General features: G+C 37.1%; 9 protein-coding genes. 4 read left to right on the top strand and 5 right to left on the bottom strand.

The features are described from left to right. Window positions 1-5 precede the first annotated feature (5 nt). Genes dptH through dptF form a run of 3 tightly spaced genes read right to left on the bottom strand, consistent with a single transcriptional unit; the run spans window position 6 to window position 7765 of the window. On the bottom strand, window positions 6-4043 hold the full coding sequence (dptH, locus tag EVJ32_RS06020; RefSeq protein WP_236639488.1) for a DNA phosphorothioation-dependent restriction protein DptH: 4038 nt from the start codon (window positions 4041-4043) through the stop codon (window positions 6-8). Further along, window positions 4024-5433 (bottom strand): DNA phosphorothioation-dependent restriction protein DptG, encoded by a 1410-nt coding sequence (gene dptG / locus EVJ32_RS06025; RefSeq protein ID WP_131457472.1) that lies wholly within the window; start codon window positions 5431-5433, stop codon window positions 4024-4026. The genes dptH and dptG overlap by 20 nt, the downstream gene beginning before the upstream one ends. 22 nt (window positions 5434-5455) lie before the next feature. Further along, the gene (gene dptF / locus EVJ32_RS06030; RefSeq protein ID WP_161568783.1) at window positions 5456-7765 is read right to left on the bottom strand and encodes a DNA phosphorothioation-dependent restriction protein DptF; all 2310 of its coding nucleotides are present in this window, start codon (window positions 7763-7765) and stop codon (window positions 5456-5458) included. Between the two features lie 121 nt (window positions 7766-7886). Here dptF and EVJ32_RS06035 point away from each other — a divergent pair, with 121 nt between their 5' ends. The 4 genes from EVJ32_RS06035 to EVJ32_RS06050 are packed head-to-tail and all read left to right on the top strand — an operon-like array spanning window position 7887 to window position 11971. Further along, complete coding sequence (locus tag EVJ32_RS06035; protein WP_131457476.1) at window positions 7887-9275, top strand: DNA phosphorothioation system restriction enzyme; 1389 nt, start codon at window positions 7887-7889, stop codon at window positions 9273-9275. A gap of 20 nt (window positions 9276-9295) precedes the next feature. Then, window positions 9296-9484, top strand: coding sequence for a hypothetical protein (locus EVJ32_RS06040; RefSeq protein WP_131457478.1), 189 nt, complete (start codon window positions 9296-9298; stop codon window positions 9482-9484). A gap of 1 nt (window position 9485) precedes the next feature. After that, on the top strand, window positions 9486-11504 hold the full coding sequence (locus EVJ32_RS06045; protein WP_131457480.1) for an AAA family ATPase: 2019 nt from the start codon (window positions 9486-9488) through the stop codon (window positions 11502-11504). Further along, window positions 11504-11971, top strand: coding sequence for a hypothetical protein (locus EVJ32_RS06050; protein ID WP_131457482.1), 468 nt, complete (start codon window positions 11504-11506; stop codon window positions 11969-11971). Before EVJ32_RS06045 ends, EVJ32_RS06050 begins: the two co-directional genes overlap by 1 nt. Before the next feature lie 45 nt (window positions 11972-12016). Here EVJ32_RS06050 and EVJ32_RS06055 read toward each other — a convergent pair whose 3' ends face one another. Continuing rightward, window positions 12017-12340 (bottom strand): nucleoside triphosphate pyrophosphohydrolase, encoded by a 324-nt coding sequence (locus EVJ32_RS06055; RefSeq protein WP_131457484.1) that lies wholly within the window; start codon window positions 12338-12340, stop codon window positions 12017-12019. Between the two features lie 9 nt (window positions 12341-12349). Beyond that, on the bottom strand, window positions 12350-12553 hold the full coding sequence (locus tag EVJ32_RS06060; RefSeq protein WP_131441029.1) for a hypothetical protein: 204 nt from the start codon (window positions 12551-12553) through the stop codon (window positions 12350-12352). Window positions 12554-12621: the final 68 nt, after the last annotated feature.

Below are 12621 nucleotides of genomic sequence, written 5' to 3' on the forward strand. Positions count from 1 at the left end.
CAAATTCAAATTTTATTAATTTTGAATTTCTGAAGCATTTCTTCTCTAGGGATATCTTTTTTCCCATCGATGATTGATTGCCGGATCTCTTCGATCGAATATGATCCGCCACTAATTCCATATTGTTCTGGTAGGTTAAGCAACAGGATGTCATCTTCGACTCGTTCTACTGACGAAATCGTTTCTTCGGTCTTAAACGATACGACTACGCCCTTGTTGAAGTAATCCGTTAATTCATTCGAAATTTCATAATCGCCTTTCATCAGCTTCTCTACAACGGAAAGACGTTCGTTTTCAAAGTCGTAATTGTCATCTTTTTCGCTCCACAAGTTTCCTTCGAATAGCTTTTTCGCATTCGCTAAGAATAGATGAGCAAAAAACATTCGATAATATTGTTGCGAGAACGTGGTTTTTGTCTCTCCAACACCCAATTCGTAGTCAAAGAGTGACTTTGTTCGTACGACTTGATTTCGAGCTTTATCTAACACGTTGTTCAGATTTCTACCGATTTTGACTTCAATCGGATAGAAATGCATTTTTAATTTTCCTTCAACTTCTTGAACTCCAATCAACAGCAAGTCATCTGAATAGCTACCTGATTTCCCTAACGCTTTTACGGTGAACGGTGAACTGGCATGGTTTAAGCCAATTGCTTTTGCCACTCGTAAAATTTCTTCTAAGGAAATTGGAACCCATGTAATGTCGTCGGTTGTGAACATGGCCAACGAATATTTCACAGCGGCCAACAAACTGAATTTTTCTCGACTCTTATGAACGTTACGAGCCGTCTCATTACTTAAACCTTGTTGAATCATAGATAGTAACCATTCACCGTTGATGACGTTGAACGTTTGGATGATTTCTTTGATACTCTCATCTGTATTCAAGTCCGGTTTTTCATGATTCAAATAATCTTTAATCACCGCTTGATATTGTTCTGTTTTTTTCGTAACTGTGATTGCATCATACCGATAAGAAGAAGATTGGTCATTATAATGAATGATGATCAATTCATTATCTGGATTTCCTTGTTTAGATGAAAAGTATCCTAGATCGACTGTCGGTTCAATTAATGTGACCCAGTGAGAACTTTCATAGATACTTTGTAACTTGTAGCCATCTCTCGCGGCTGTAATACTAGCTAATGCCGTAAGACCGTGTGCGAAGGAACTACTGCCGTTGTCTTTCATATGAACGTTTAATTCATTAAATGATTTAGCACAACGTAAGAGCAAATCATCTTCTTCAATCGCATAGCCGCGAAGCCCAAATCCCATACTAAATTGTCCATCTTTGATCGTCGGTGCGAGCGTTGAATATAAACCGTTCATCGCATTACCGCTCTTAATGTACTCCATTTTATCTGTAATGACTTGTTCCTCACCGCTCATCTTATAGAAACTGATGTGAGCATAGTCAAAATCATTAAAGTGCTCATTTTGAATGTGATAATGATTGATGAGCGATTGAATCTTCTCTGCCACTTCTTGCGGTGAGAGAATAAAGTTTTTAGGGATTAGCGAGTAAAGATATTCAAACTGTTCCCAGTCGTCCTCCATAAAATCTTTGGCAGCAAATTGATCGAAAGCACTTCGATATCGACCAGAATCACAGTAAAGTTTTACTTCGACAGGAATCACTTCATCCTTATTCTTTTCGTAGCTATCTTTGAGTTGACGGAAAATCCATTCAACGACACCTTTTAATACCATCTCATCGTTTCGAATTTCAATCACGTTCAGATATAGCGGAGCCCTAACGACTTGGTTTGTCTGATAAAAGAGTGAGGTGAAATGGTCGACAAACTGATTTAACTTTTCTTTGACCACTTCTGATAAAAAGCGGTCCGCCTCAGCCACGACAACTTCTTCTTTTACTCGATAAACCATCCACTCTGGCAGATTTGACTGGGATTCTGCTTTATATGCCTTACCTTCAAACCAGAGGTACGGAGCGAGTGCATCAGCACGTAAGCGTTTAAGCACACTTTCTGATACTTCTTCTTCTCCTAGTTGATTGTTCAATTCTAATTGAAACGCAACGTTAACCGGGTGGAATGGAGTAAAGTAGACGACTTCTTCTTTTTTGTTAAACAAAACACCTAATTTTAAAATCGAGTGCCCGACTTCAAACAACCGATCCGCTTCTGGAATCGATTCAATTGCTTTCACATAAGCTTGAACATAATCCAAAGCGACTCGCTTATATTCATCATCCCAATAAGCCAGCATCGGGACAGTTTGTTTGATCTTAAAGTAGTTCAGGAATAGATTGTATGCTTCTCTTAATTCATAATAGGCGCCGAACTCCAAATCGACAGGGCTGACGACGCCGGAAGACAGGACAGCTGTTTGCATACTATTATTGAGCCATTCCATTTCATACTCTAAATAGTCTTTATATTCGTTTTGTGGGTAGTAAATTTGGTTCTTTAAAATCAGTTTTCCATCTGAACCAAGGACGATTGACGAACGCTTCTCGCGTTTCTCTTTATATAATCTAATATTCGAGATTGGATGAGGTTTTGATGCGTCAACACTAAGTTTGATATTTATTGGATGAGATTCTGCAACGCTTAGCTGTAAAAACTGATCCTCTTCAAACAAGTCCTGATCAAAATGATACGTTACGTGAGGTTCTTCATCTACTTTTAAAAGTGATTGTTCTTGGTAAATCGGAGTTTGTGAGCCATCTCCTAAACGCAGTTCACCTTCTTTGTTACCTAAAATCAAATATTCGACATCGTTCCCTTTCAGTCGCTTCACTTCATAAGTACCAGCATAGTCTTTAAAGACATCGCTCGAAAATGGGAACACCATAATATTTAATTCTGAATAAAGTGTGTTCTCATTCTTCACTTTGTATTTTACCGTGCATTGTGCAGCGTTATGAGTTTGTATAAAAGCGAGTGTCAAATATAGATTATTCGTCTTCACGCTAGGAGTCACTTCAAGTGCAGGATTACAATAATCAATTGTCACTTGCGATTCTTCTAAACTCTTCCGAACACCTTTACCCTCAATCACATACTTAGCTCGCAGTTTGATCTCTTGTTCATGAGTCGGGTTGAAAATCGCAATATAGCGCGTACGCTTACCTGTTTTAGTTGTTTTATGAGGTCGATCCCAAACAACTACCGAAGAATGTTCATTAACGATTGATATTTCATCAATCTCAAACATTTTATTGTTCTTTTCGGCCTTTAGCTTGATGACTTCTTGTAATGTGAGTTCATTCCAATGGTCATGTTTGAGTTTGTTAACACCTTGTTCATTAAATTTCTTAGGTAATTGTGTCTCAGTAGTTTCGTTAAAATGGCTCTCTTGAACAAATTCAAATAATTCTCGGTTTTCACGCAATCTTTCTCGTATTTCTTTTTTCGAAGACGTTTGCACAAACGATTCGAGCTCTTGATCGTGGAAGAAACGTAACGCTAGAAAATCTAATTTTGAGAGTTCTGACTTTTGCATAAGGGATAATATTTCTTCAAAATCGAAGAATGAAACACCTTTAAATGAGCTGAACTCTTCTTCAATTTCTCTTAAGTGAAAATCAATTACTTCGACCAATGCACCTTTATTTTCGAACATTTGCTTTAATTCGTACTTAAGTTCTTCTAGAATTTTTTGAGGATTAAGTGGCATACCTTCCTTCTGAAGATTAGCACCCCCACCATCAATACTGTCTAGTTGCCCGTGGTAAATGACGAGCAGAGAGCGATTGACGCCTTCTCCTTCTTGCTCGCTTACTAAGTTACGAAGTTTAACGAAGAAATCAGGTTGAACACCGTCAATTTGAGTAGCAATAATCAACTCACTTGTACCGTAATCAATCATAATCGTGCGGTACTCAGTAACTCCGTTCAGCTTATACTCGAACGTTTTGACTTGATCGTTTGTTTCTTGTTCGAGATAGTCTTTTAAATATTTAACGTGACTTTCCTCTTCTAGCTGCAAGTAGTATTTGTCGCCAGGTTTCGGAGTGTTTACTAAAAAATGACCGTTTATTTTTTTAGTGACGTACTCATAAAATTGGTTTGACATACTGTGCCTCCCCACTATCGCTCTTCTTATCGATGACATTTATTTTTTCTAACAACAGTAATAGTGCTGTTGTTGATTCGTTATCAAAATTGATTCCTCGTTGACTTAAACGCTCTAATAGTTCTACAAACGTAATTCGGTCATTTTTACAACTGACAGCACACATCAGAATCAACATTTCTTGATTCAAAGATAGTACGTAGCCTAAACGTCCTCTTCGTTTCGTAAAGTGTGATTTCGCAATGTTTTTTACATGATCGCCATATCGTGACTGTGCCTCTTTTGGAGTCGTGATTTTCATCGTATTGAACAGTTGTTTGACTGACTCATTGAAAGTCTGACTTTTCTTCACTTGAGTTTCTAAGCCGGCATATTGGAGTATTCGTTCACTTTGCATATCAATATCTTCTAAAAATTGAAGTTGATCGGCCTCATTAAGTGATTCGAAATACTGATGAATTTCATCATACGTCATGATTTTAGACTTTTCTTCTTCTAATGATTGGTTATGAGAGTTACAACTCAACTGTGCCATAGTCAATTCATGAACAAATAAATTTTCGCTAGCGCTCGTTAATAGTCCCATACCCGAGTTCATCGTCTTACGTCTTGAGGTAACAGTCGTTTCATGATGAATTGTATAAAATAATTTAGATGGATGATACCAATTAGAAGTTTCAAAATTGTTGATTTTAATGGTTGTCTGAGAAACAACATAGTGCAAGTAGTACTTAAGTAAGTGATTAATCTCTTTCAAGAAGTATTGAGGATGCTCTGCCAAGTAAATTAAGTCCTCGCCTAATAACTTAATTGGTAATGAAGAATAAAGTTCATGTTCAACTTTATACTCTTTAGCAGTAAGATTAGGGAGTAAATTCACAATCATTTTGTCTAATAGCGTCTCATTCTGACCAGCTTTAAAAATTTGTCTAATCTTTTCGATTTGTTCTTCATCCAAAGCACGGTACGTCAAATCTGCTAAAAATGTACCTAATTTTTTCTTTGTGGCAGGATTCCCTTGGATGTACATGAACATACTTGGATGAGTAACGTTTAACCCCCCATCTCTCTGAAGAAGCAATTCACTGAAAAAAGTGTGAATTTCATCTTCATGTTCAGGTAAGCTCTCGACTCGCTCCAAGACTCCTTCTAAAAGATGATCCGTATTAAATGACTTGGCTGACAAATCTTGATTAAGAAGTCTTCTAGAGTAAGCTCCGACTTCTTTTTCCCAGTCTGACAGAGCATTCTTAATCGAGTCACTCTTTCCCGTTGTAAAAGGGAGCACTTGATAAAAATTTGACGTTTGACGTTTCGCGATTTTTTTTCGATCTTTGTCTAGAACAATCACTTGTTTCTCATCAAATATTTTTTCTGGTAATAATCTCATCATTTACACCTGCTTTCAGAACTTACAATTTGCTAAATACAATTTTCTCTTCACTGCTAAATGGGTCTAATTCTTGTTTTAAGACGAATGTTTCTCCAGTTTGAATAATATAAATCAACACTTCTTCATTGTTAGAGTTATATGTGCGGATAGCATTAGCAAACTCACTGAATCGAATCGCATCATCAAAATCAATTTTAGACGGTTGATAACCTTGATCGATTTTTGTAATCAAACTGAACATCTTATAATCGATTTCAAGTTTAATTCTTTGTTTACTCTCACCGACAGCAAATTGAATAAACAAAGAGTTACGGAACTGAACGACTTGTTCTTCATTCTTCACTGACATACTAATCGGATCTAGCGTAAAGCTAACTGGTTTAGCAATGCGATAACGCTTTGAAACTTTTGCACTCGTGTCAAACAAATATTTTTTTTGATCTTTTTTAAAGCCAAACCATAACATGAGCGCATTTTCAAATTTCTCATAAAGTGTTTTGAGTTCATATCTTTGTCCTGTGTAGTAGGCATACAAATATTTTGAAAATGACTCAACTGTTGTTTGAGAAATATTCATTTCTCGAGGATTGGATAAATAAAGCAAGCGCAATAAAGATTGCGTATGCTCAGTAACGAGTTCGCGGTCCAACAAATCAAGTTGATATGTCTGTCTTGTCGATTCGTCAAACCTAGAAACAAATCCGCTAACGTCAGATTCGAGATTGATTTGAAGAATGATTTGGTCAATTTCTTCAGAACGATAAGCGATTGGGTCTTCGTTCCTTAACATGACCGAAATTGGAGAATCATTTTGACTCGTAAATATCTTTTGGTGGAGACCATGCATGAGTAACGTCTCAAGTACGATTTTCTGCTTACTGATGTTTGACCAATTTCCTGGAACCATGACCTCATAAATCAAATTGAAAAATTGACGCATTGATAAAACTGCTTTTTCCTTTAAGAGGGAGCGGGCAATTAAATTCACAAAGTTACGTCGCACGTTTATGTTGGTCATGAGCAAAAAGTTTCGATGGACAATTGAATCGATTCCCTGCTTCGCATCTTCTAAATATGCCAAATAAAATGGATTATCTCTGGTTTGATCAAACATTTTAGATAAGATTTTCATTAAAAACTCTGACTCTACCCCACTTTTCGTGAGCTCATACATTGGATAATCAGAGAAGCTGACCATTGAAAAATACTCATGCTGTGAGGCTGCCGAAATTTCGTTTTCAAAGATTCCCGATTGCTCAATGTAACCAATTAGCGAGGTGAAAGTATACCCGCTATCAAAAGAGTCTACGAAGTCATATAAAAACTTGTGCAATACACCAAGGTTAATTGCTAAAACAAATTCATCTGATCCTTCAGTCAATAATTGATCTGAAAACGGAATAAGTTTTTCGAACAATGTTTCCATTGCTGTTTTATGAGGAGAAAGGCTTTCAGTCGCATCGTTCCAAATTTTATTTTTGTATCGGTTCATCAACTCAGGATCTGCAGACTGAAGATGCGATAGAATATGGGACTTCCCATCTCCTACACTTCCAATTAGTAGCGTTAACCGTTTTTGTTCAGATTGTCGAAGAAGCTGAACCAATTTTTTCTCAATTGGCCGTTCAACATGTAAATACTGCTTAAGAGAACTTAGTGGGAGTTCCGCACTTTCAACCGCTTCTTTTGAAGACTCATTTAATCTTGATAAAAGATTATACAAGTAGCTCTCATTGCTGTTCTCAATCTGAGGTACAAAATCATGCAGTCTATTTTTTTCCTCTTGTGAGTCAGTAGTTACAGTAGGATTTACATCTACAGTTTTCTTACTGCTCTCTAACGCTTGAAGTTTAGCTTTAAGCTGCTCTTCTACAATCTTCAGAATATCGTCATGGCTTACTCCATCACTTTTTGCTGTTGGTGGAGTAGGTGGCGCATATTTTGGTACTATAGGTGGATTCTCATAACTTAGAACATACGATTCTACGATATTATATAAACTTGACCAAATCTTAGGTAAAATTTCATGCGCTTCTTTTGTGAATAATTCATGTGCCGCATTATTACCATTTTTTCGTACATAGTGAAGATCAGTTGCAATTAAACGATCAATAATTTCTTCAGTCAGAAGAACTCTTATGTTGTCGTTTAAATTATATGTATTCTGAAGCCCACTGACCTCTAACCAGCCATTCACGATTACTTCAATCATTTTCCTAGAATTCAATAATGCACTTTCAGGATCGGCATAATATTTATCTTGAACAATTTGTCCAAGTTCCTCTGCCTTAGGATTAATGGGTTTTAGAAATGAGAAAAAATATTCCATGTCATTCATTCCTTTCAATCAACCTTAACAACTTTTTTATTAACTATATTCTTTATTATATCTATAATAAGAGTATATGGTAGGTTTTACCTACTTCTATCTATGATAAAGGAGCTATAAAATGGATTCAACAATTCAATTTCCTTCTTTACCTAGTTGGTTCACACCTCGAGATTATCAACTAGAGGCGATTTCAAAGTGGAAAAGAAATAACTATCAAGGATTATTAGAAATGGCTACTGGTACTGGAAAAACACTCACGGCCCTTACAGCTATCACAGAACGGTTTAAAGAAAACGGGCGTCTTGCGGTTATTATTCTATGTCCTTATCAGCATTTAGTCGATCAGTGGGCAAAAGATGCCAAATCATTTGGAATGGATCCAATCTTATGCTATGGTTCAAAATCCCAATGGAGCGCTACCCTTGCCGGAAAAATTACTCAATATAATTTCAAGATAAGAAATTTCATGTGCGTCATCACTACCAATAGCACGTTTAAAAATGCTCATTTTCAAGCTCAGCTCAACCGAATTTCTGATAACGGTATGATTGTGGCTGACGAGGCACACAACTTAGGCACGGGACAGTCATTAAAATCTCTTCCCGGACAATTTAAGAACCGATTAGCGCTAAGTGCTACTCCAATTCGACATCATGATGAAGTCGGAACCGAACAATTGTTAAATTATTTTGGTGGATCAATATATAAGTTTACTTTGGAAGAAGCCATTAAAAAAGGATTTTTGACGAAGTATTATTATTATCCTCACTTAGTATCGCTCACTGAAGAAGAGCTTGAAATTTATCACGAACTTACAAATAAAATTTCAAAACTAGTTAACCTTTCCGACAATCAATCTATTGAAGCTTCTGGAAGTGACACTGGAATGTTGGAAATGTTATTGATTAAAAGAGCTCGCTTAATTAATGCGGCACAACAAAAAGATATACTTTTAAAAGAGCAACTTAGTACTCAAAAAAAACTTTCCAATACAATCGTGTATTGTGGCGATCATTCAAAAGAAGATCAAAGACATGTTGATCACATTGCTCAATTTCTAAACGAAGATTTGAGAATAACAGCAAAAACGTTTACCTCAACTGAAACAAAAGAACTTCGACAGATGCTGCTAAAAGATTTCTCAGAGAATAGCATTCAGGCTCTTGTTGCAATTCGTTGTTTAGATGAAGGCGTAGACGTCCCTTCTGCTGAGACCGCTTATATTTTAGCTAGTACGACTAACCCTAAAGAGTTCATTCAACGGCGAGGACGGATTTTAAGAAAGCATCCAGGAAAAGAGTATGCTTATATCCATGATTACATCGTGATTCCTCGTCCCTTGTCAGAAATCGACTTACTCACTGACAAAGAGTTTAATATTGAAAGACGACTTTTAATGAATGAACTTAAACGAGTTAATGAATTTGCATCAATATCTGAAAACCATTATCAAGCACTTCGTGTCTTAACTCCAATTAAAGAAGCATTTAATTTAGTCGACCTATAATGAATCATGAGGTGAATTCGATGAATCCGAACCAATCATCCAATGAACAGGATGTATATGCCTTATTAAACAATCTAACAGAAACAGAACAACAAATTCTTCAAAACATTATTCGATTAGAAAAAGACTATTTAGACAAAGAAGGATCTTTTACTGCTGCCCAATTACCCGACGAATTCTCAAAACTCATTAAAAAGGAGTACATCTGACATGATTCTTAAGCAAATAGTCATTGAAAATTTTCGTCAGTATTATGGCCAGAATGAAATTGAATTTGCTCACGGATCAGGCAAAAATGTTACTGTCATCCATGGAGAAAATGGTAGTGGTAAAACGGCTCTATTGACCGCATTAATTTGGGGATTTTATGGCCGAGAACTCAAATTACCGAACCCCGAGTCCATTTTTAATAACAAAGCTATTCATGAAAGTACAAATAATCAAGAAGATTTAAGTACATCGGTTCGAATCAGATTCGAACACAACGACTACGAATATGACCTTCGACGGCTTCTACATGCAAAATATGATGTCGAGACAAACATACTTAATCTCCCAAAAAATAAAACTGTGAATCAAAAAGTTGAACTCACGAAGCGTAATATCATTACGAATCAATCAACAAAAATTAGAGACCTCGCTTATGAAGTCAATCGGATTTTACCTTACAAACTCCATACGTTCTTTTTCTTCGACGGAGAGCGAATGGACCACCTAGGAAAGAAAGAGGCTTATTCTGAAATTCGAGACTCCATCAAACGAATGATGGGATTAGAACTATTTGATAATTCAATTGAGCATTTAAGTAAAACTATCGTGAAATTACGTGATGAAGTATCGAAAAACGTAAAAAGTGAATTGAGCGATAAATACTTACGAATTAACCAACTTGAAGAAGACAAAGTCAGAAAGAAACATCAGTTAACTGAAACAAAACAAGAACTGTCGGCCGCTCAAAACGAATTAAAAAGCATCGAGAATGCGCTTCGAAACGGAGAGGAGACTAGAACTTTTCAAACAACTCGGGACCACTTGGTTGAATCCATCACTTATACGAAGAATGCATTTGATGAAAAGCTAAAAGAATTAAGAAATCAGTTGTCAAGTTCTGGTTATCTCGCTTTCTCGAAGTTACCAATCAAGAGATTCCAACGGATTGCTCAGACTGATCAGCGAGATACAATTGAAAAGTTGATTCATCCTGAGCTAATTCCATCCTTAATTTCAAGCGGGACATGCCTTTGTGGACATGAACTCGAAGCAGCCTCCATTTCAACTTTAGAAAAAGTACAAAATGAAGTGTTGGATTTATCAACATCAAAAAACGAAATGGATCATCTATATTTCCAGTTAAGCGGTTGGGAAGTTGCTAGAACACATTTTTACGCAGAAATTAGACGATTGCTTAGCGAGCGTGAGGAATTACGAGAAGAACTTAGAACATTTGAAGAAGAATTACGAGAAATTGAAGAGCGGATGAAAACGAGCTCACGCAATATCGAAAACTCTAGTAACTTAATTGAAAAAGAGTCAGCAGTTCGAACTGCCATTGTTAAAGCTGAGACAAAGATTGACGATTTAATCCGCTCCATTGATGAACTCTCAAAAGAAGAAGAGCTTTTGAATAAAGAAGTAAGTAAATTAACAAAGGCCGAAGAGCGACAACTTAAACTTCAACTCGCTCTAGAGTCTGCAATTAAAGTAAAAGATACTTTGGTCGGTCTATTAAAATTAAGAGAATCTCAAGTTAAATCTGAATTAGAAGAGAAAATTAAGTTAACCTATTCGCAGTTGTTGAGAAAAGATTATCCGATTGCGTTGACAGATAATTACGAGTTGCTTGTTTCTGATGTGAATGGGGGAAATATCGGACTGTCCCAAGGAGAATCTCAAATCACAAGCTTGGCTTTTATTGGAGCTATTGTAGATTTAACGCGGGAATATAAAGATAAAGAAAAAGGTCATGCTTTAGACGAAGATCTAAAGCTCGGAAACATCTTCCCTCTCGTCATGGATTCTCCGTTTGGAGCACTTGATGCCGACCATCGTTCTCGGGTAGCTACCAGCCTTCCTAAATTATCTGATCAAGTAGTCGTAATCGTATCTACATCGCAATGGCGTGGCGAAGTAGACGAAGCGATTAATCACCGGGTAGGTAAATCTTATAAACTTCTTAATCACACGAATGAAGTTTCAGGAGAATATACTGAAATTGCGGAGGTAATGTAATGGCAAAGCGATCAGTTCGTCGTGATAGCACACAAGATCATATGTACACGGCGTTAAGAGAAGATGCTCAATTGTTTGAGACATACAAAGACACATTTATGGCAGCGTTATTGTTTGGCTATAGTAACGAGCGTAGAAAGAAAATTAAAGCCGGTCCGGAAATTTTGCTAGGAATTTTTTCGGAGCAAGATTTACAATTCATGAAATTGATTATGCATTTAGAAAACGCATTTGAAAGCTTTACAGTGGATCACGATTCAGATGACGACGCAGAAGACGCTCCTCTTGATAACTTTGAAATCATTGAAGAATATGCAGCTGGTGGGCTAGATATGCTTTACAAAAAGCTAGAGGTATTTTTGACCGATCCTGAAACTGCTCAAAACGTATATCTTGATTTGATGAATGAATATGAGGATCGAGAGTTTCACACTGAAGATTTAGTTAAGGAACTACCATTTAATTAAAATACAGCCTGCAAACTCATTAACAGTTTGCAGGCTGTCGCTTTTTCATTCTAAAACTTCCTCCAAAAATAACCCCTTCTCAAATCCACCCTTCCGCTCCCGCTTCTCTGCACGAATCGTATTCATCTCTTCAAACGAAGCCCCATGCATTTTACCGAGCTCATAAGCGAGCTCAAGAATATCCGCTAGCTCTTCAAGACATTCCTCATCGATATTCGTCTCTTCATACTCTTTCAGTTCTTCATATAGCTTCAGGCGTGCCTGTTCAAAGTGCTCGGCTTGATTCAACTGTTTGACGATGACTCGTTTTCCGTCCGCACGGATCAGTTCAGGTACACGGTCTCGGACCAACTTATTATGTTTCACCATAGCTGCCTCCTACTCCACAATCTCAAACGCCTTCACATACACGACATGATCAAGGAAAATGATCCATTCATCCTCGAACTGGACGAAGCCGTCCGAAGCATGCCGGAACGACTGATAGATGGCTTCAAGTGCCGCATAGCGACTATCTGCCTCGACGACTTGCGTCAACACCTCATCATTGATCATGTGGAACTCGATCTCGAACTGTTTCATCGTCCTCACTCCTTCTTTTCATTCATGGTTGCGCCATATCCCTCCTAACTCTTTTCCCTATTCCGAGC

The sequence above is a fragment of the Exiguobacterium sp. SH5S4 genome (assembly GCF_004337045.1).
GTDB classification, from domain to species: Bacteria; Bacillota; Bacilli; order Exiguobacteriales; family Exiguobacteriaceae; genus Exiguobacterium; species Exiguobacterium aurantiacum_A.

What these genes read in the sequence shown, in the direction of transcription:
- dptH (WP_236639488.1), bottom strand. Translation starts at nt 4,043, where the DNA reads ATGTCAAACCAATTTTATGAGTACGTCACTAAAAAAATAAACGGTCAT.
- dptG (WP_131457472.1), bottom strand. Translation starts at nt 5,433, where the DNA reads ATGAGATTATTACCAGAAAAAATATTTGATGAGAAACAAGTGATTGTT.
- dptF (WP_161568783.1), bottom strand. Translation starts at nt 7,765, where the DNA reads ATGGAATATTTTTTCTCATTTCTAAAACCCATTAATCCTAAGGCAGAG.
- EVJ32_RS06035 (WP_131457476.1), top strand. Translation starts at nt 7,887, where the DNA reads ATGGATTCAACAATTCAATTTCCTTCTTTACCTAGTTGGTTCACACCT.
- EVJ32_RS06040 (WP_131457478.1), top strand. Translation starts at nt 9,296, where the DNA reads ATGAATCCGAACCAATCATCCAATGAACAGGATGTATATGCCTTATTA.
- EVJ32_RS06045 (WP_131457480.1), top strand. Translation starts at nt 9,486, where the DNA reads ATGATTCTTAAGCAAATAGTCATTGAAAATTTTCGTCAGTATTATGGC.
- EVJ32_RS06050 (WP_131457482.1), top strand. Translation starts at nt 11,504, where the DNA reads ATGGCAAAGCGATCAGTTCGTCGTGATAGCACACAAGATCATATGTAC.
- EVJ32_RS06055 (WP_131457484.1), bottom strand. Translation starts at nt 12,340, where the DNA reads ATGGTGAAACATAATAAGTTGGTCCGAGACCGTGTACCTGAACTGATC.
- EVJ32_RS06060 (WP_131441029.1), bottom strand. Translation starts at nt 12,553, where the DNA reads ATGAAACAGTTCGAGATCGAGTTCCACATGATCAATGATGAGGTGTTG.